The organism is Azospirillum fermentarium (genome assembly GCF_025961205.1).
Classification (GTDB): domain Bacteria; phylum Pseudomonadota; class Alphaproteobacteria; order Azospirillales; family Azospirillaceae; genus Azospirillum; species Azospirillum fermentarium.
The window spans coordinates 173606-191314 of the sequence record NZ_JAOQNH010000004.1; the positions used below are offsets into that span (position 1 = coordinate 173606).

Annotated in this window: 18 protein-coding genes; 12 read left to right on the forward strand and 6 right to left on the reverse strand. The window is 62.4% G+C overall.

Annotated elements, in window-relative coordinates; translation table 11 throughout:
• Positions 1 to 84: 84 nt before the first annotated feature.
• On the forward strand, positions 85 to 981 hold the full coding sequence (locus M2352_RS26270) for a hypothetical protein (RefSeq protein WP_264667484.1): 897 nt from the start codon (positions 85 to 87) through the stop codon (positions 979 to 981).
• Positions 982 to 1002: 21 nt separating this feature from the next.
• Here M2352_RS26270 and M2352_RS26275 read toward each other — a convergent pair whose 3' ends face one another.
• The gene (locus M2352_RS26275; RefSeq protein ID WP_264667485.1) at positions 1003 to 1296 is read right to left on the reverse strand and encodes a PqqD family protein; all 294 of its coding nucleotides are present in this window, start codon (positions 1294 to 1296) and stop codon (positions 1003 to 1005) included.
• A 350-nt stretch (positions 1297 to 1646) separates the two neighbouring features.
• On the opposite strand from M2352_RS26275, the gene M2352_RS26280 reads away from it, so the two are divergent.
• The 6 genes from M2352_RS26280 (at position 1647) to M2352_RS26305 (ending at position 6376) form a co-directional block, all read left to right on the forward strand.
• Positions 1647 to 2186 (forward strand): phage tail protein, encoded by a 540-nt coding sequence (locus tag M2352_RS26280; protein WP_264667486.1) that lies wholly within the window; start codon positions 1647 to 1649, stop codon positions 2184 to 2186.
• Between the two features lie 33 nt (positions 2187 to 2219).
• Positions 2220 to 2783: a phage tail protein gene (locus M2352_RS26285; protein WP_264667487.1), complete on the forward strand. Its 564-nt coding sequence runs from the start codon at positions 2220 to 2222 to the stop codon at positions 2781 to 2783.
• Positions 2784 to 2795: 12 nt separating this feature from the next.
• The gene (locus M2352_RS26290) at positions 2796 to 3365 is read left to right on the forward strand and encodes a phage tail protein (RefSeq protein ID WP_264667488.1); all 570 of its coding nucleotides are present in this window, start codon (positions 2796 to 2798) and stop codon (positions 3363 to 3365) included.
• Between the two features lie 3 nt (positions 3366 to 3368).
• Positions 3369 to 3926 carry a GNAT family N-acetyltransferase gene (locus M2352_RS26295; RefSeq protein WP_264667489.1) on the forward strand — a complete coding sequence of 186 codons (558 nt, stop codon included), beginning with the start codon at positions 3369 to 3371 and terminating at the stop codon, positions 3924 to 3926.
• Between the two features lie 248 nt (positions 3927 to 4174).
• Positions 4175 to 4336 (forward strand): hypothetical protein, encoded by a 162-nt coding sequence (locus tag M2352_RS26300; protein WP_264667490.1) that lies wholly within the window; start codon positions 4175 to 4177, stop codon positions 4334 to 4336.
• Between the two features lie 150 nt (positions 4337 to 4486).
• Complete coding sequence (locus M2352_RS26305; protein ID WP_264667525.1) at positions 4487 to 6376, forward strand: asparagine synthase-related protein; 1890 nt, start codon at positions 4487 to 4489, stop codon at positions 6374 to 6376.
• On the opposite strand, the gene M2352_RS26310 is transcribed toward M2352_RS26305, so the two are convergent.
• From M2352_RS26310 to M2352_RS26320, 3 genes are read right to left on the reverse strand one after another with little or no spacing between them, the layout of a single operon-like run.
• A complete protein-coding gene (locus tag M2352_RS26310; RefSeq protein WP_264667491.1) occupies positions 6336 to 7241 on the reverse strand; it encodes a sulfotransferase domain-containing protein in 906 nt (301 codons plus the stop codon). The two genes, M2352_RS26305 and M2352_RS26310, sit on opposite strands and share 41 nt — an antisense overlap.
• Complete coding sequence (locus tag M2352_RS26315) at positions 7238 to 7654, reverse strand: lasso peptide biosynthesis B2 protein (protein ID WP_264667492.1); 417 nt, start codon at positions 7652 to 7654, stop codon at positions 7238 to 7240. The genes M2352_RS26310 and M2352_RS26315 overlap by 4 nt, the downstream gene beginning before the upstream one ends.
• A gap of 54 nt (positions 7655 to 7708) precedes the next feature.
• Positions 7709 to 8374, reverse strand: a complete 666-nt coding sequence (locus M2352_RS26320) for a 2OG-Fe(II) oxygenase (RefSeq protein WP_264667493.1) — start codon at positions 8372 to 8374, stop codon at positions 7709 to 7711.
• A 402-nt stretch (positions 8375 to 8776) separates the two neighbouring features.
• On the opposite strand from M2352_RS26320, the gene wbaP reads away from it, so the two are divergent.
• A complete protein-coding gene (gene wbaP / locus M2352_RS26325) occupies positions 8777 to 10180 on the forward strand; it encodes an undecaprenyl-phosphate galactose phosphotransferase WbaP (RefSeq protein ID WP_264667494.1) in 1404 nt (467 codons plus the stop codon).
• 47 nt (positions 10181 to 10227) lie between these two features.
• Complete coding sequence (locus M2352_RS26330; RefSeq protein WP_264667495.1) at positions 10228 to 11370, forward strand: nucleotidyltransferase domain-containing protein; 1143 nt, start codon at positions 10228 to 10230, stop codon at positions 11368 to 11370.
• 6 nt (positions 11371 to 11376) lie between these two features.
• On the opposite strand, the gene M2352_RS26335 is transcribed toward M2352_RS26330, so the two are convergent.
• The gene (locus M2352_RS26335; RefSeq protein WP_264667496.1) at positions 11377 to 12102 is read right to left on the reverse strand and encodes a metallophosphoesterase; all 726 of its coding nucleotides are present in this window, start codon (positions 12100 to 12102) and stop codon (positions 11377 to 11379) included.
• Positions 12103 to 12775: 673 nt separating this feature from the next.
• Between M2352_RS26335 and M2352_RS26340 the strand changes: the two genes are divergently transcribed.
• On the forward strand, positions 12776 to 13315 hold the full coding sequence (locus M2352_RS26340; RefSeq protein ID WP_264667497.1) for a polysaccharide biosynthesis/export family protein: 540 nt from the start codon (positions 12776 to 12778) through the stop codon (positions 13313 to 13315).
• Between the two features lie 35 nt (positions 13316 to 13350).
• Positions 13351 to 14433 (forward strand): hypothetical protein, encoded by a 1083-nt coding sequence (locus M2352_RS26345; RefSeq protein ID WP_264667498.1) that lies wholly within the window; start codon positions 13351 to 13353, stop codon positions 14431 to 14433.
• A 95-nt stretch (positions 14434 to 14528) separates the two neighbouring features.
• On the opposite strand, the gene M2352_RS26350 is transcribed toward M2352_RS26345, so the two are convergent.
• Positions 14529 to 15965 carry an O-antigen ligase family protein gene (locus M2352_RS26350; RefSeq protein ID WP_264667499.1) on the reverse strand — a complete coding sequence of 479 codons (1437 nt, stop codon included), beginning with the start codon at positions 15963 to 15965 and terminating at the stop codon, positions 14529 to 14531.
• Positions 15966 to 16128: 163 nt separating this feature from the next.
• Here M2352_RS26350 and M2352_RS26355 point away from each other — a divergent pair, with 163 nt between their 5' ends.
• The gene (locus M2352_RS26355) at positions 16129 to 17502 is read left to right on the forward strand and encodes an outer membrane beta-barrel protein (RefSeq protein ID WP_264667500.1); all 1374 of its coding nucleotides are present in this window, start codon (positions 16129 to 16131) and stop codon (positions 17500 to 17502) included.
• The last annotated feature ends 207 nt before the right edge of the window (positions 17503 to 17709 follow it).

Consider the following 17709-nt stretch of genomic DNA (forward strand, 5'->3'; position numbering starts at 1 on the left):
CGGCCACACGCCGCGGATTTCCATCCGTGGTCTTGAGGGGCGCGACTATAGTGTGGTCCGCTCAAAAACGATGGAGACCGGTGCGTGCGCAATTTCTGGTATTATGGATTGAGGCTGCGGACCGATCTTGCACTGGTGGGGCTGCCCCTCTGTTCGGAAACGGATGGTGCGGCCGACCTTGATCTGCGCCTGGGCCATGTGCCGGAACCGTCGGGCAATCCCGGCGCACGGTTTTCATTCCATGACGACGGCGCCGTGCTGGTGACGGTGCCGGGGGCTTTCCGTCTGATGGCGTCGGGCGGGCGCCGGATGACAATCACCCTGGCGAACCCGGAACCGCCGGTGGAGGCGCTGGAAACCTGTCTGCTTTCAGCCGTCGCGGGCGTCGTTCTGCACCAGCGGGGTGCATTTCCCCTTCACGCCAGTTCGGTGATGGTGGGAGGGCGGGCCATTGCCTTTACCGGCCCGTCGGGCAGCGGCAAGTCGACTCTGGCAGGGGCGTTGGTCCGGCATGGCTACCCGTTGCTCAGCGACGATATCACGGTCGTGCGGTTCGATGCGGATGGCACGCCCATGGCAATTCCGGGCTCGCCCCATCTGCGGCTGATGGCCGAGGCGGCGGAAACGCTTGGGATCGATGGGGCCGGGCTGCGGCCAACCGGCTGGGCCAAGGGCAGAAAGAAGGTCTGGCGCCGGCCGCCCGAGGCGTTGGAGCCTGTGCCTCTGCGCGCCATCGTCCGCATCGAGGGGGTTCCGGGCGCCACCGCGGCCACGCTGACCCGGCTGTCCGGTGCAAACGGCGTTCTGCCGTTGCCGGCCCTGGTCTACCGGGTGCCGCTCGGGTGCCGGCTTGGCCGGGGTGATGCCCTGGTTCAGACCGCCCTGCAGATCGCGGCGCGGGTGCCGATCTTCCGTCTGGCCCGCCCCGATGCCCTGGACCGGCTTGCCGAGATCGTGGAACTGGTCACGGCCACGCTGTGACACGCAGCCGTCCGAACCGTTTCAGCCGGCCCGGATCAGGCCCGCGTTCACCAGACGGTTCAGGAAGTCGAGAGTCTCTGCGGTGATCTGTTCCAGATCGCCGTCATAAGCACCGGCAAGGTCGCGGCACAGATCGGAGGCACGCATGGGCTTTTCCAACCGGAGCCAGATGTCGCGCGCTGTCGTGGCCAGCCCGTAATAGCTGCCGCGTTCGACGCTCATCAGCACGGTTTCGCCATCGATTTCCGTGCTCAGGATATCAGGCTTGCGGGTCAGCAGGCTGTCGGGTGTGACGGCCGGAATGGGCGTGGGCATGGCTGGCACGGGCGTCGGTGAGTGAGCCTAATCCTTTACGCCCCGGAACCAGGATGATCAAGCGGCATGACGGCCAAGAGTGCCGCGCCGTGGCGTGCCGAGTCACCTCCATATTATTATCTGAATAAATAACAAATTGCACATTGCATTCATAAGAATTCAATAACAACACTCATACGAGTGCATTCGCAGCGCACCATCAATGCGATTTCCATACATATGAATTCAAGTAGATAAAATTCTATTTTTTTGATTGACGGCATACGGAGGCAACCCGTCATTTGGTCCTGTCTAGCCTTCTTGGATTGCTTAAAGGGCGGCCAGTCGTCGGATTTTTGTAGGAGAAAATTATGGCAGAACCTTTTCTTGGCGAAATCCGGGTTTTTTCTTTTGGGAAAATCCCTTCGGGTTGGTTGCCATGCGATGGCAGGACGTTGCAGGTAGCGCAGTATCAGGCTCTGTACAGTCTTCTTGGCAACACTTTTGGCGGTACCGGCCCGTCAACGTTCAATCTGCCGGACCTGCGCGGGCGCACGCCGGTGTGCATGTCCTTCACCCCGCCGGTGGCCTATCAGCAGGGCAATACCGGTGGTACCGAGGCGGTGGTGCTGAACGGGACGCAGGTGCCGGGACACGTCCACCCGGTGAATGTTTACAAGGAAGATGGCGCTGCGATTGCGCTGACGAATAATTTTCTTGCCAAAAACAAAGGCCCGAGCGGGGTTACCCCCTTCAATGTGTACGCTTCCTACGATGCATCGAAAGCGGTTGCGTTGAATAGTGCCACTATTCAGCCGGCCGGTGGTAATGGCGGCCATGAAAACCGTCAGCCCAGCCTTGCGCTGTCGTACTGCATAGCCGTGTCCGGCAACTACCCGACGCGGCCTTAAGCGGCACTGATTTTCTATTCGGAGGAGAGCCCGATGACCGATGCTTTTGTCGGTGAAATTCGTTTGACCGTCTTGGAGTATGCTCCCCAGGATTGGGTTATTTGTGATGGCAGATTGCTGACCATCTCTGGAAATGAAGCGCTGTTTTCTTTGATATCAACCACTTATGGTGGTGATGGCAAAACGAACTTCGCTGTTCCGGATTTGCGCGGACGCCTGCCGTTGGGTGTCAACAGCGACAGCGCGGCCACGTCCCACTATGCTCTGGGTACCAAAGCCGGCCTGGAAGCCGTGACGGTGACCGAGGCGACCTACCCCGCCCATACCCATACTTTCAGTGCCCTCAATGCCCCGGCGACCAGCCTTAGCCCATCGTCAGACGGTGTGACCGATACCAAGAACATGGCTCTGGCCGATGTCGGTAGCGCCAATTACCTGTACGCCTTTAGCGGGGCGGCCGGGAGCGCGGTACAGAATTTGGATGCCGCTACGATCGGCCAAGCTGTGGGCGGAGGTCAAGCTCATTCAAATATCATGGAAGTCATGGGGCTGACTTACATGATTTGTACCTCCGGACTTTATCCGGCTAACAATTAATAGGGGTGGGAAATGGATCCCTTTATTGGTGAAATCCGCCTTTTGCCGTATACGTTTAGTCCTCAGGACTGGTATCCGTGCGACGGTAGGCTGCTTGCGCCTCAGATATACCAAGCTTTGTTTTCCTTGATTGGAAATCGCTTTGGTGGTGACGGGAAGACCTCCTTCGCTCTTCCCAATCTGTCCAACCAGGCGGTCCTCGGCGCTGGACAGGGCGCCGGTCTGGCCAACGTCTACGCGTTCGGGAAAAAGACGGGGGCAAGCGGCGTCACGCTGACTGCCGCCACCGTTCCGTCGCACGCGCACACCTTTCAGGGCTTGGCTGTGACGCCAAGCGCGGCCACCGCTACTCCCACGCCCCAGGCCACCGCTCAACTTACGCGAGCGACGGTCGTCGCGACCAATAAGCTGACGCAGCTCTATTCCACCGCAGCCGCAGCCGATGCGACCCTGCATCCGGCGGTGATCGGCCCGGGCCCGACCAGCCAGGGGATTGCGGCGCCCCACGAAAACCGTCAGCCGTTCCTGGCTTTGCGTTTCTGTATCTGTGTTCAGAACGGCATTTATCCGGTCCGTCCGTAACTCATGGGCGCGCCGATGGTGACAGCAACGGCCTTGGGCCCCGATGCCCCTCCCCCGGTACCGGCCGTACCGAAATACCTGGGGATAAAGCTGCGGCCCGAAACCGATGGCGATGAGCCCTTTTTGCGCGTCCTGTACCGATCGACCCGGCACGACGAAATGCGTCGTGCCGGGTTCGATCCCGTTGCCATGCAGCCCTTCCTCGATTCCCAGTTCGATTTGCAGCGGCGGCATTATCGTCTTCACTATGCCCTGGGCGGCTCCTTCAGCATCCTGGTCTGCCGGCGCAAGCGTGAGCCGGTGGGCCGGCTGTACACCCATGAAAGCCCGGGCGACCTGCGTGTGGTCGATCTCAGCCTGATGCCCGGCTGGCAGGGCCGGGGCTTGGGAACCGGCCTGCTGACGGCGTTGCAGGCCCTGGCGGCCCAGCGGACGGGCCGGCTCAGCCTGCACGTCGATCCGGCGAACAGGGCGGCCGGTCTTTACAAGCGCTTGGGATTCCGCATCGTTGATGACACCGGCATGTCCTGGCGCATGGAGTGGTGCCCCAGCCGGGACTAGGCAGCCCGCGGCGTGCGCTTGCGAAGGATCGGCGGCGGCCGTACAGTTCTTTGCCGGTTTCCTGCGGGCGTTTCACGGGTGCAGAAGAGGTTCCGGGGCAACACCCGTCATGGCGCCGGCACCGTGGAGCGGCATAAATCCTTACCGGAACCCTTCCATCCCTATATTTACCATTTTTCCTTGCCGCGTGTTGACTGCGTGATTATGCTCTTTCATCCGTGTGATCACTGGGGAAAGAAGGCGTGTTCATGAGCGAGCAAGTGCAGAATACCGCCATCACTGCCGAAACGCCCGCGCCGCCACGCCCTGTGTGGACCACCCCGGAACTGGCCGAATTGAATGTCTGGTCGGACACCGCGGCGAAAGGCTCGCCGCACGCGGAGGGGAATACCACGAAGACTTCGTCCTGATCCGCGCCATCCTATGCCGGTGTTTGGGTCGTTGACGGACGTCTGGACAAGCCTTTCCGTGCCGAACATGTGTGACCGGAGCGGGACGCCGTGCTGCATTTCATAGGTGTTGCCGGCCATGTCGCCTTGCCCGTGGCATCAGCCGCGGTGGTGGATGCAGGCCGGCGTTTGGGCGGTACCGGTTTCGGGCCTGTTGGCCTCTGGCACGGCGGCGATTGTGCCTTGGCGTTCCGCCGCCGGCCGTTGCGCGATACCGATGGGCATGCGGCCGACCCCGTGATCGGAGGCGACGGCTCGCTTGTGCTGCTCGGTTCGGGCCGGATCGACCGGCAGGCCGATGTGATCGGCCAGTTGGGTTTGGAACGCACCCGGGTATGGACCGATGCCGGTCTGATGATGGCGGCGTTCAGCCGATGGGGGGAGGCGGCGCCGGAGCGCCTTCACGGGGACTTTTCGTTCATCGTCTGGGACCGTGTGCGCCGCCGCCTGACCCTGGCGCGGGCGGGGCTGGGCTCTCTTCCGCTGTTTTATCACCGTGGCGATGGTTTCGTCGTCTTCGGCAGCACCCCGGCGGCTTTGATCGCCCTGGGGCTTTTTCCGCGCGATCTCGACCACGCCACGGTCGGCGAACATCTGATCGGTTCTGCGGCGGATAACGAAGCCAGCATCTACCGTGCGGTCCGGCGGGTGCCCCGCACCGCCGTGACCCGGATCGATCCGTCCGATTCCAGCCCGTCCGGGGCGCGCACCGCCGTGTATTGGCGGCCCCGCAGAGGTTCCGTCCTGCGCCTCAAGGACGATCAGGCCTATGTGGAGGCGGGCCGGGAGGTGTTGGCCGACGTTCTATGCGGTTATCTGCGCTCGACCCAGCCGTTGGCGGTGATGCTGTCGGGCGGGTTCGATTCCGGTGCCATCGCATCCACGCTTGCCCTGCTGGCGCCCGGCCGTGAGATTCTGGGTCTGACCACCGTGCCGGTTCCGGGCTCGGCCGCGGCCGGGGGGGCTATCGGGCGCGAATGGGATCTGGTGCAGTCCCTGGCCCGCCGCTATCCCAACTTGCGGGTGCAGCCGGTGGCGGAGAAGACCCTGACGCCGGTGGACGAGGATGCGCGCACCCTGTTCGATGCCACCGGCCTGCCCCTGACGGGGATTTCCCTGATGGCCCGGCGCTTCGCCCTGGCCCGTGCCGCCGAACGCGCGGGGGCCGCCACCTTGCTGAACGGGGACGGTGGCAACCGGACCCTGACCTCGGAAGGAAACGGGCTGTTCCGCGACCTGTTCCTGGCGGGCCGCTGGGGCCGGCTGGCTCGGGAAACCGTGTCCGCCGCCCGCTACCGCCGGAAGCCCGTCATGAGCTTTCTGTGGCATGTGGTGTTGCGGGATCTGGTCTCGCGCCCGGTGCTGCGGGCGTGGCGCCGTGCGCGTGGAACGCTGGACGTTCCCATCCATGACGGCAGCTTCCTGCGCCCCGATTTTGCCCGCGCCAGCGGCCTGGAGCGTCTGTTTGCGGGCGTGTCCCACAATCCCAGCCGCTGGAAATGGATGCACCAGGCCGACCTCGACACGGCGGTTCTGGGGATTAGCCCATCCCAAGCCGAGACCTTCACCTTGTGCTTTCACGGCATGGGGCTGGACTATGGGGCTCCCTTCCGCGACCGGCGCATGGTGGATTTCGTTCTGTCACTCCCCTCCGACCAGCTTCAGCGCAACGGCGTGCCCCGGTTTTTGGCGCGCCGGGTGCTGGCCGACCGGCTGCCGCCGGAAACCTTGGCCGAGAGGGGGTACTTTCCGCCCTTCGCCGATGCCGAGGATTGGGTCCGCGGCTGGTGGGACAAGGCCGCGGAGACGCTGGACAGCCAACATCCCGTCGATCTGGCCGCCGCGGCCATCGACCTGCCCCGGCTTCAGGCCCGGCTTGCCGGGGGCGCCCCCGTCTTTGAACGTCCGTCAGGCGCCGATTACGACGAAATCGTTCAGGGCATGGCCAACGCGCTTTACGTCAACGCCTTTCTGCGCTGGCACGCCGGCCGGAATCAGTGACCGGGGCATAGCCCAGCCGTTCCATCAGCGGGCCGTGGTCGTGTTCGATGCGGCTGATCTGGCCGGGAGTGAGAGCGGTGTGCCATTGGCCCGCCCGCCCGGAGCGGAAGAAGCGTTCCATGCCGTCGGGGCGTTCGATGAAACCGGTCTCGGCCTCTTTGGCGGCCAGCCGTTCGAAGGCGGTCCGCTCCACCGCCGCGGCAATGGTCTTCGGATCGGCGGGCCAGCCGCAGAACGCGGCGATCCGGCCCAGCCAGTCCAGCGGGGCGGCCACCATATCCTCGTACCGGACCGTCAGGCGCCGGACCGGTGCCGCCAGCCAGCTTTCGCCGTGGCGCGACCACGATCCCCTGAATTCGGGAACCTGGCTTTTGCTGGCGTATCCCCTGGTGCGGCCGGTCCAAAAGTCCGGGTTGGCCATCTGGTTGATCGTCTGATCGACCGTGCCGCCGTTATGCGCCGCGAGCGACAGGCAGACGTCGCGGGGATCGCGCACCAGATGGACACAGCCGGCGGTGGCTTCCGGCGGCAGCAACGGCTGCCCGGATGGGGTGGGGTAATAGCCGTCGTGCACTTTGAAGATCATCGGTCTGCCGCCGTCATGCCGGGCGATGTCCCGATAGGCGAGCGGGCGCAGGTCCGTCACCTCGTCGCGTGAGAGCTCGGCCAGATCGATGCCCAGGTTCAACTGGAGCAGGTGGCGTCCGCACGCCCCGTGCGCCGGGTCGGTCATCCGCTGGAGGTCGATGTCGGAATCGCTCTCCAGCGCCCACAGGAACAGCCGGACCCAGGTGTTTCCCGACTTCGGGTAGGAGGCAAGCCAGAGAATGCCGGGCAGGATGCGTTCGGGTGTTTCCGGCGTCATCGCGGTGCCGAGGCAAAACTGGCCAGGGGCACGAAGTCAGGGGCCTCTGTGCCGCCGCACACGCACCCGCCGGCAGCTTCGAGCCAGGCGTGGGCGGTCAGGCGGCCATCCTCCCGGCGTCCGATGCCGAAATGCAGCACCGCGGGAATCCCCCGGCGCCACAGCATCAGGCGCGCGGCCAGCGCCAGGATCAGACAACTGGAGTGCCAGGGAAGCCGTTTCCCCACCGTTCCGATCGCCCGCCCGACCGCCGCCGCCCGCGGGTCGGAGGGGAGGGTGTGGGTGACCGCCGGCCCGGATGCCACCACGGCCTGCCGTGCCACCATACAACGGAAAGGCAGGACGGATGCCAATCGCGCCAACGTCAGGGCGACCGCCGCTTCGGTGAACAGTCCAGCCCGCCGTACCCGCATGGCACCTGATCCGGTGATGTGATGAGACTGGTTTAACGGCACCCACAAAGGGCGTCAAGCCGGGGCCGGCGCACTCATCCAGATGGTCAGCCCCCATCGCGGCGGTGCCGTTTCCGCCAGGGGTTCAACCGCATGCATGGATTGCCCGGACACCTTGAAGACCACCAGCCGGTTGGGAAGCGGTTCCAGCTCCCGCACCACGCGGCCCTCGCTCATCTGGAGGAAACGGCCGCCGTACCCGGGTTGCCAGTGCCGCCCCGGATACAGGACCAAGCATAATCGCCGGTTGCTGATATTATCCGTGTGTGGCTTAACGTGATGCCCCGGTGGCGTGATGCGCACTTGCAGGCCCTGGATTGCATCGGGTTTAATGCCTGTGATGCGTGCAAGATAATCGGCAAAGGACGGCCTGTTGATAAAATTGCAGAGCAAAAGATAGGTCAGATAGCCGGGATCCACGCGGCGGTCGGGCTTGGGGGATTTCAGAACCAGCTCCCATCCGGTATCACTGTGGCTTATGCCGTCGAAGTCGCCATACCACGGATGGAAATCCCCATCGGACCCGTAGAGCATCCGCAGTGACTCCAGCCGGTTTGGCAGCAGGAAGTCATCGAACCAAACCGTCAAGCAAGGATCCTTGGCAAAGCGGGCTGCTGCAGCGGCCACGGCCGTATGATCCAGGTGGCAGGGGTTGATCCGGCTGTGCAGATTGGATGTCATGATCGGTTCCGATGCGCGGGTTTTGTATCGGGAGCGAGGCGGGGAGTGGCCCTTCACGTGTTATGCAAAAATGTTATGCCGGCAATCGGCCCATTGCCAGAAGGGTGTAAGCCCGTTGCGGGGGTGACCATCCGGCTTCTCTCAGGAGGCCGGATTCAGGAGCAAGGTTATTTTTGAGAAGCGGGGTATGAGCATGTTGCCGGGCAGACGAGCGTAATAGATATGCATGAATCTCTATGCGATGGAAAAGCGCTTATCTATATCTCCTCTATCGATGCAGCATTCGAACGTTGAAGCCGCACATCTTGCCTCTGGTGTTGACCTTCCCTTTTTTCGCCTCCTTGCCGAATGATTAACGATATATCCCCCTGCTCCCCATCGGAATCGGCGGCTTACCCTGCCTTGTTGCTGCGCCTGAACGGCTGGCGCCAGCGTGCCTTCATCGGTGCCGACCTGATGGGATTGACAGGGGCGTTTCTGCTGGCGGCCCTTTCGTCCCTTGTGATCAACGAATGGCTCCTGGGCCGGCCCTACCGTGATCTGATGGGCGATGACGTGCTTCAGCGTCTTGCCCAGTTCGGGGCCATCGGTCTGTGCATGCTGCTGTGGTTCCACACCCGTGGTCATTACCGCCGGCGCCTGCCGCTATGGAGTGCCGCTCAGGACATCGTGATCGCCTCGATACTGGCGCTGTTGACCGACGGCTTTCTCATGTTCGCATTCAAGGCCGATTTCTCGCGCCTGTGGCTGGGGCAGGCATGGCTTCTGACGGCCGCCCTGATCCCGGTGATGCGCGGATTCATTATCACGGTTCTGGATGCCCGTGGCTTGTGGCGCTTGCCGGTGGTGGTGGTTGGTGGGGGGGAGACGGCGCAAAAGGCGGTGGAGGCGTTGAAGTCCGAGCGCTCCCTCGGTTACGATATCGTTGGCGTGCGCCCCCTGTCGGCGGTGGGAAGCAAAGGGAACGGCTCGTGGGAGGCGCTTTACGCCCGCGAGCAGGCGCAGCTTGTCGTGCTTGCCCTTTCCGATGCCGATCTGGTGGGAGGTGGTGAGCTGATCGCCGATCTGGCGCGACGCCGGTTGCCCTTTGCCATCGCTCCGGCCCTTCAAGGGTTACCGGTTCTGGGGTTCGACCGCATCTATTTCTTCAGCCAGGATGTCATGCTCCTGGCGGCGCGCAACAATCTGGAACAGCCGCTCAGCCGTGGCGTGAAGTTCGTTTTCGATCTTGTGGCCGCATCGATGCTGGTGGCCATTCTTGCTCCGGTGTTCGTGTTTTTCGCCCTTCTGATCATGCGGGATGGCGGGCCGGTGGTCTATGGCCACACCCGGATCGGGCGGGGCGGGCGGCCCTTCACCTGTCTGAAGTTCCGCACCATGGCTCCGGATGCCGAACGGCGGCTTCAGGATATGCTCGCCACCGATCCTGATGCCGCGACGGAATGGAGTGTGGCACGCAAGCTGAGGAATGATCCGAGAGTTACGCCCATCGGACGTTTCCTGCGCGCGTCCAGCCTGGACGAGCTCTTGCAGCTTTTCAACGTGTTGCGTGGGGAGATGAGCCTTGTCGGCCCCCGCCCGGTGACGGGCGAGGAACTGGCGCTGTATGGCCGGGACGTCTCGTATTATCTGGAAACCCGTCCGGGCATGACCGGGCTGTGGCAGATCAGCGGGCGTAACGAGATCGCCTATGACGAGCGGGTGCGGCTGGACGTGTGGTATGTCAAGAATTGGACGCTGTGGCATGACATTGCCATTCTGGTGCGCACGATACCGGTGGTGTGGCGCCGGGTCGGTGCCTATTAGGCCCGTGGCCGGCATTGTTGTGTGGAAGGGAGAGGGCTGGCGAGAATATGGCGGAAAAGATGAATCACCGTAATCTTCCGCCGGTCAATGGCTTTATCCTTGATGCTCTCGCCTTTAATTTTGGAGCGGCCACACCATCGCCGCCGGACGATCTGAACTGGGATGATTTCCTGAAAGCCGTCGTTCACCATCGTGTTCCTCTGCTTTTGACGGCCTTGGAAAAAAACATCCCGCTTCCCGCTGCTGTGAGTCAGCGCCTGCGGGCGATGCAGAAAAGGGCGGCTCTGCGCACCCTGACGCTGACCGCAGCGGCGGTGCAGGCGGTCACCGCCTGCCGGGCGGTGGGAATCCGCAGCCTGCTGCTGAAGGGGCCGGCGCATTCGACCCTGTTCTTCGGGCGCCTGGACAGCCGATGGTACCGGGATATCGATCTGTTGGTTCAGCCTGAGGATCTGGCCGTGGCGTTGCAGGTTCTGACCGGGCTGGGGTACGCCACGGTCGGGAACGAAGGGGGAGCCGCCACCTTGCATCGGCAACAGGACAACGCCACCATCGAGCTTCACAGCGCCTTGGACATCGACGAGCGGCTGCTGCCTGTGTCTCTGTTACAGCCTTTCGACGGTGCGCGGGAAATCATGCTCGCGGACAGCCCCATCGCTATCATGAATCCGGAAAAATCGGTGGTCTACGCGGCCTTTCACGGTGCAAAGCATTTGTGGAGCCAGTATTTCTGGCTCTGCGACATCGCTGCGGCCCGGCTGTGTGGAACCGTCGATTGGGCAGAGGCGCTCGCCATTGCCCGAAGGGTCGGTGTTGACCGGCATCTGCTGCTGGCCTGTCTCTTGGCCGAGGAGCATTTGGGCGTGCCGTCCCCCCTTCACGGCCTCGTGGAGCCGCGGGAGATCGACAGGGTGCGCCGGCTGGCGCGGGAACTCCACCCGGTGTTGGCGGATGAGGACTTTGACGGTGGCGGGACATCGTTCCGCCTGCTGGGGAGGATGCGCTATCTCTGGTGGGACATTCGTCTTCAGCGGCGGACGTCGGCCCGTTGGGCGGTTTTGGCCTGGCCGTGGCGCCCTAGTGAGCGCGACCGGCGCTTTCTGCCCCTTCCAAAACCGCTGGAGGCTTTGTATCCCCTTGTCCGGCTGTACCGGGTGCTGACGGATGCCGTTGCGCGCCGCAACCGTTGAGCAGGATCAGCCGGCCCGCGGTGTGCCGGTGCTCAGGAAGGTTCGGGACGCGCCATCCAATACAATGGCACTCAACACCCCCGTCGCGTAGGCACCGGTATCGACGGCGATGCGGTTGGGGCGGATTTCCGGCGTTTCGACGATGGTATGCCCATGAACGATCACCTTTTCATGCCGTGTAGGCGATGACAGGAACGGCTCGCGCAGCCACAGCAGGTCGTCGCGCCGCTGCCGGTCCAGCGCCCGGCCCGGCTTTACCCCCGCATGGACGAAGGCGTAATCGCCGTAGACCGCATAATCCTCCAGCCCATCGAGAAAACAGCGATGGGTGTCGGGAAGCCGGTCGGTGAACTGGTCGCGCAGGTCTTTCAACCGCCCGCGGTCCCGGATACCGACCGAGGCACGCACGCCATAGCTGGCCATGGCCTCTGCCCCGCCGAAATCCAGCCATCGGGCATTGGCAATCGGATCGGCGATGAAGTCCAGCATGGCCGCTTCATGATTGCCGGCAAGAAAGCGGACGTCGGTTCCGGGCAGCGGGCCCGTTATCAGCCGATCCAGCACACCCTGGCTGTTCGGGCCACGGTCGATATAGTCCCCGAGAAAGACCAGGACGATCCGCCGACCGGGGTGATGTGCGGCATCATCGGCGATCAGTGACAGCAGCCGGTCCAGCAGCAGCAATTCGCCGTGGATGTCGCCAATGGCATAGAGGCGGATGTCGTGTGCCATCACCGGGGCGTCACTGGATCCGGACGCTTCCGCAGCGGCCCTTCCCAGGCACCGGGTGATCCAGGCGCGCAATCCTCCGCTGTTCACACCCTGTTCCTTGACCAACTGAACCTGCCGACCGTTGTACCTTTCCACGCCTTTGCCCGCAACAGGGGGTATGAAGCCCGATTCAACGGGCGATGCCGTTCCAACACCCGTGCTCCATCCACGCATTGACACCATGAGGCGCAGAAAGCACCGATTCGCATCGCCAAAGGGGAAAACGCCGGAAACCGGGCTTTTTGAGGAGCCGCTGAAGGGCGCAAGACTGGGGCTTGGGCAGGCATAGCGGCCTTGTTGAAAATCCGCATGCCAAAGGTTGACGTCTCATGGTTGCAGCGTATCGGCTGGATGTCCGACGGGTTCCGCGGCTCAACCATGGATCGGCGGGGGCGCGCGGGCTGGAAAGGGGCCATATGGGGGAGGTTCGGCGGTGATTGGTTTCCCAATCGGGCATGTGGATGGCCCGTCCGGCGGGTGCAGACAGAATGGGAAACCAATGATCCCAGTCTGGTCTTGAACGGCTTTGATGCACGGCATAGATTGCCGAGAGAACAAAAAATGCTCGATATCGGAGTCACTTTTTCTCATGCCATGCAAACCGAACACTGTAGCGTCTGTCTTGTTCGCCCTTATGGCGCTGACTCTTGTCGGTTGCGGCGGCGTATCGCTGCCGTCGGAAATGGCGCCGATGGAAACGGGCAATCCGTCTGAAGGCTATCTCATCGAGCCGGGCAACCGGGTTCGGGTCACGGTTTTCAACGAACCGTCCCTTTCGGGGGATTTCATCGTCGATCCGTCCGGTTCCCTGTCCCTGACGTTGGTCGGCAATATCCCGGCCAGTGGCATCGGCCCGAAGGTGCTGGGTGAACGCATCGAGGCCTTGCTGAAGAAGGATGGCTATCTGCAGGCACCGAAGGTCGCTGTGGAAGTGCAGTCCTTCCGTCCGTTTTATGTTCTGGGTGAGGTCCGTCAGCCCGGCGAGTTTCCATACACCAACGGCATGACGGTGTTGAGCGCCATCGCACGGGCCGGTGGTTATGACTACCGTGCTTGGGAAGGTGACGTGATGCTGGTCCGTATGGTCAATGGCAAGCAGAAAGAATACCGTGCTACGGAGCGGACGCCCATTTTGCCGGGTGATATCATCAGGGTGCCGCAGCGCCGGATATGAACGGTTCCTGACGACGGGTATTGGGGGAGAGCGCTATGAAAAAGTCTGTTTATGCCGTGGCCGCCGCGGCTGTTCTGATCACCGCACTCCCTGCCGTTGCGCAGCAGCAGGGGCAAAGACCACAAGGGCAGGCGGCCCAGAACACCGCCAACCTGAACGCTCTGCCCCCGGCTTTGCGGGCGGCTGTCATCGCCGGCAACCCGGAAGCCATCGCCCGTGCAATCACCACCCTGTCAGGCAATGATGCCACCCAGGCGGCTTCGCTTGCCGCCCAAGTCGTGCGGGTGGCCGAGCAGCAAATCTTCAATACTGACCCCAAGGCGGCCATCGCTATCGCCCAAGCCGCGGTGACCACCGTGAAGGAAACTCCGGTGCAGCAGAACGCACCGCAGCAGACCCAGGAAGTCATCACCACCGCGGCGCGCCTGTTCATCAGGCCCGAAGCTCTGCGGGTGGCCCCGGATGCGACGGCCCAGTTGGCTGCCAGCGCCGTTCAGGCGGCCGCGACCACCAACAATGCCGCGCTGGCCGCTTCCACCGCATCGCAGGCGGTCAGCACGGCGGAAAGGATCCTGACGATCAACCCTGCCGCTGCCGTTCAGATTGCCTCGGTGGCGATGCAGTCGGTGCGCCAGGAAGCCGTGAGTTCCAATGCGCCGCAGGAGGCGTTGCAAACCGCGACGACCGCCGCCCGTATCGTCCTGGCCCCGTCCGTCCAGGCTGCGGCTCCGCAGCAGGTCGCCGTCATCGCCGCCGCCGCGGTGCAGGTGGTCAGCAACCCGCTAGTTTATCAGAGCGCCCCGACCGCCGCGATCAACGTCATGGCCCAATCGTACGCTGCGGTGAGCACCCAAACGGTGTCGTCTGTCGCTCCCAACGTGGTGGCCGCAGTGACCGGACAGCTCATGCAGGCGGCTCGGACCAACACGCTCAATCAGGTCAACCCGACCAACGGTTCCCAGATCAACGATATTTTGGAAAAAAAATCTCCTGAATTCAAGCAGGCGGCCGCCACGGCGGATACTCCTCAGCAGGCGCCCCAACAGAACGTGGTCCAGCAGCCGGCCATCCTGCCGACGAACGAGTTGGATCGCAACAGGACCACAAGCCCAAGCTGATCCCTCCGTCCGGCTTTCATGGCCGGAGCCTTCCCTTCATATTCGGCGAGCGTTTGAAGCGATCCTTCAAACGCTCGCCGTTTATTTTTGGGTAATTACCCCTCCACCACAGCCTCGTCTGGTGATGGGCGTGAACTCCAGGATTGTGCAAGGCCGATACCCAGCAACAAAGCCAGGGTCATGGCAATGGCTGGCATCTGGGCACTGAAATCAATGATTCCATGAACACCGATCAAGGCGGCCGCAGCCAGCGCCACCGCTGGATAAACCTGATCGCGGCGGCGGCGAAACAGCCCGCGGCTGCAACTTGCCACGATCGCCAGCAATGACGCATAGAACATCAGAGCCGCGGGAATCCCGAGGTCCATAGCCATTTCCAGATAGACATTGTGCGCGTATTTCCAATCTTCGGGGGAGTGAAGCGTGGCATCCCGATACATGCGGAACGCGGATTGGAACGCGCCCAGCCCATGCCCTGTCAGGGGCGCATCGGCAATGGCGGCTATTGCCAGACGGTAGACCTCCTCCCGGCCCTCATCGACTGATGGGGATCCGGTTTCCAACAGACGCTCCAGAGTCGCCTCACCGTTGATGGTGATGGCGACGATGGCAACGATGGCGATCACGGCCGAAATGCGCAGCACCGACCGGGGGGGCAATGTTCTGCCCAAAGCCAGCGCCACCATCAGCACGGCCAGGGCCAACCCACTGGACAAGAACGCACCACGGGAATGAGACAGCAGCAGGGTGGTTCCCGTCAGCAGAGCGGCGACCAGATAGGGTATGGCCCGGATCAACAGGGTTTCCGTCCACTCCGCAGCGCCACGGCGTTCATTGCGTCGCTGCCGCAGCCGGTGGGCAAACATCGCCACGGCGCAGATCAACCCCAAGCCGGCGTACGCGCCATAAGCATTGCGGTTGACGAAAGTCGATGTCAGGTCACCGAGATAGGTCCATTTCTTGAGCCACCAGATTGTCTCGGCTCCTGAAAAATAAATCAGGAGGCCATAGAGTGCATAGGCCGCCCCGGCCAGCACTATTGCAACCAGTGCCTGGTGGGCGCGGGAGCGCTCTCTGCCCAACTGCGCTGCCAAAAGGAAAACCGCTGCGTAGCAGGACAGACGCATGATCGCGCTCCATGTCTCCCCCGGTGCGGCGGAGATGGCGCCATTGTGGGCGATCCCCAAAACACCCAGAGCCTCTTTCCACAGCGGATGCCATGCCTCGGGAGGGGCGATCCCACTTCCTTGGAACGCCGCCCAGGCGAGGGCCAGCCCGAAGGGAACCGCGATCATCCACAGCCGCCGGCCTGGCAGCGGCGCCTGGCAACGATTCGTGACGGCCAGCAGGGACCAGACTCCTGCCAGCAGGCCGACCAGTAACGCCAGCAGCGACCATGCCCAGGGCCGATTCCCTCCCAGAAGAGACGGCGCCAGGATAACAATTGCAAGCAATACGTGGAAAATCAGGGTGTTAATTGATAACATGACGAACGATTCTTCCCTGAGAAGAGAGAAGGGCAGAGCGGACATCCACCGTAGCATAAGGCGCCATGAACGAGGTGATGGCTCCCGGTTACGATGAGAGGTATAGTCAAGGCATGCATCAGTGCATTTTGTGATAAAGAGTCATATTAATTTCGGCAATAACGAAGCAGGGGCGCGAGGAATGCGGTTAAAGGTAGGTTGTTCGCATATGGTCATCGAAAGCCTTTGCGCCCAAGACGGAAAAAGCCTGCGTTGGCCTAAGATGGCGCTTCAGGCTCTGGTTGCGTGTTCCTTCTTTCTTACAGCCGAGGCCCACGCTCAGATCAAAATCCAAGGCTCAACCGCACCAACAATCGACCCGCGGCGAACAACATCGGGCGCCAAAATCACGGCCGAGGCATCGCCCGAGCAGGACGTGAGCGGTGGAAGCGACGATAAGCGTCTTTCCGATTCTTATCAGCCCAAAGGCGTTGACCTGGGCCTGTTCCTTCTGTTGCCCAAGGTCGAAAGCGAGCTGGCATTCAACAGCAACGTTTATGCCACGCGGGAGAATGCCAAATCGGATTTCTACACGGAAATCCGGCCCGAATTTTCCTTGCGCTCGCGTTTTGCGCAACATGATCTTAATCTCCGCGTGCTGGCCGAGAAGTATTATTATCAGACTTACACGCGGGATAATCGTCTGGACTTCCAGACCGACCTCAGTGGCCGCTACGACGTCCAGGCTGGGTCCGAGTTGACGCTGTTCACCCAGTATTTCTCCCGTCATGAGGACCGCTCCAGCCCGGATGAAGCCGGCGGCCTCAAGCCGACGCCGACTCAAGGGTGGATCTCACGGCTGGGCGGGAAGCATGAGCTGGGGCGCTACACGCTTTCAGGCGATGTCACGGCCCAGCGTCTGACCTTCGATCCCGTCTCCACCTCGACCGGTACCACGGTACCCAATGGTGACCGGAACCGGTGGGAAGTGGAGGGCCGGTTGCGCGGTGCCTATGAAATGTTCCCCGGCTATGCCGCGGTGACCCAGGCCTCGGTCAACACCCGGCGCTATGATGATTCGTTCGACCGGAGCGGCTACGACCGTTCGAGCCATGGCTACCGGGTCGAAGGCGGTATCGGTATCGATATTTCCCAATTGCTGCGCGGCGATTTCCTGGTTGGTTATCTGGCACAGGATTACCGCGATCCACGCTTCAAGGATCCGTCCGGCCTTTCGGTGCGCGCCACCTTCAACTGGACTCCGGACAAGCTATTGATCGTGGTGCCAAGCCTCGAACGGACCGTGGCGGAAACCACCCGCACCGGAGCATCGAGCCAAGTGCGGACCACTGGCAGTGTGCTGGTGCGTTACGAAGCAGAGCGCAATATCCTTCTGTCGGGTTTCCTGTCCGCAGCCTATAGCGAGAATTCAGGCCAAGCGCCGACCGATTGGCTGTATGAAGCCCGTGTTCGGGGTGTGTATTCGTTCTCACCGGAGCTGTTCGCCGGGGCAGAGGCCGTTCAGAAGATTAAGGAAACCCAAGGCGAAGTCGGTGGTTACCGGCAGACCACCTTCATGCTGCGGCTTGGTTTGCAACTTTGATGGGCGTTGCTGCGCCGGATGGTCGTGGGTGGGAAGCACAATCGTCCCACCCTATTGCCGTTACGAACACATCTTAAGATGAATTGGGTTGCCAATTGCGTTGGGCTTGGCGGATTCTCTGGCGGGGGACGCATCTGGTTCTGGGGTGTCTGTTGCCGGTGATAGTGCTGACGTTCCTGCGCTTGCAGCAGGTCACGCCGCGCTATA

Coding starts and splice junctions, on each gene's coding strand:
- M2352_RS26275 (WP_264667485.1), bottom strand. CDS start 1,296: ATGCCCACGCCCATTCCGGCCGTCACACCCGACAGCCTGCTGACCCGC.
- M2352_RS26280 (WP_264667486.1), top strand. CDS start 1,647: ATGGCAGAACCTTTTCTTGGCGAAATCCGGGTTTTTTCTTTTGGGAAA.
- M2352_RS26285 (WP_264667487.1), top strand. CDS start 2,220: ATGACCGATGCTTTTGTCGGTGAAATTCGTTTGACCGTCTTGGAGTAT.
- M2352_RS26290 (WP_264667488.1), top strand. CDS start 2,796: ATGGATCCCTTTATTGGTGAAATCCGCCTTTTGCCGTATACGTTTAGT.
- M2352_RS26295 (WP_264667489.1), top strand. CDS start 3,369: ATGGGCGCGCCGATGGTGACAGCAACGGCCTTGGGCCCCGATGCCCCT.
- M2352_RS26300 (WP_264667490.1), top strand. CDS start 4,175: ATGAGCGAGCAAGTGCAGAATACCGCCATCACTGCCGAAACGCCCGCG.
- M2352_RS26310 (WP_264667491.1), bottom strand. CDS start 7,241: ATGACGCCGGAAACACCCGAACGCATCCTGCCCGGCATTCTCTGGCTT.
- M2352_RS26315 (WP_264667492.1), bottom strand. CDS start 7,654: ATGCGGGTACGGCGGGCTGGACTGTTCACCGAAGCGGCGGTCGCCCTG.
- M2352_RS26320 (WP_264667493.1), bottom strand. CDS start 8,374: ATGACATCCAATCTGCACAGCCGGATCAACCCCTGCCACCTGGATCAT.
- M2352_RS26330 (WP_264667495.1), top strand. CDS start 10,228: ATGGCGGAAAAGATGAATCACCGTAATCTTCCGCCGGTCAATGGCTTT.
- M2352_RS26335 (WP_264667496.1), bottom strand. CDS start 12,102: ATGGCACACGACATCCGCCTCTATGCCATTGGCGACATCCACGGCGAA.
- M2352_RS26340 (WP_264667497.1), top strand. CDS start 12,776: ATGGCGCTGACTCTTGTCGGTTGCGGCGGCGTATCGCTGCCGTCGGAA.
- M2352_RS26345 (WP_264667498.1), top strand. CDS start 13,351: ATGAAAAAGTCTGTTTATGCCGTGGCCGCCGCGGCTGTTCTGATCACC.
- M2352_RS26350 (WP_264667499.1), bottom strand. CDS start 15,965: ATGTCCGCTCTGCCCTTCTCTCTTCTCAGGGAAGAATCGTTCGTCATG.
- M2352_RS26355 (WP_264667500.1), top strand. CDS start 16,129: ATGGTCATCGAAAGCCTTTGCGCCCAAGACGGAAAAAGCCTGCGTTGG.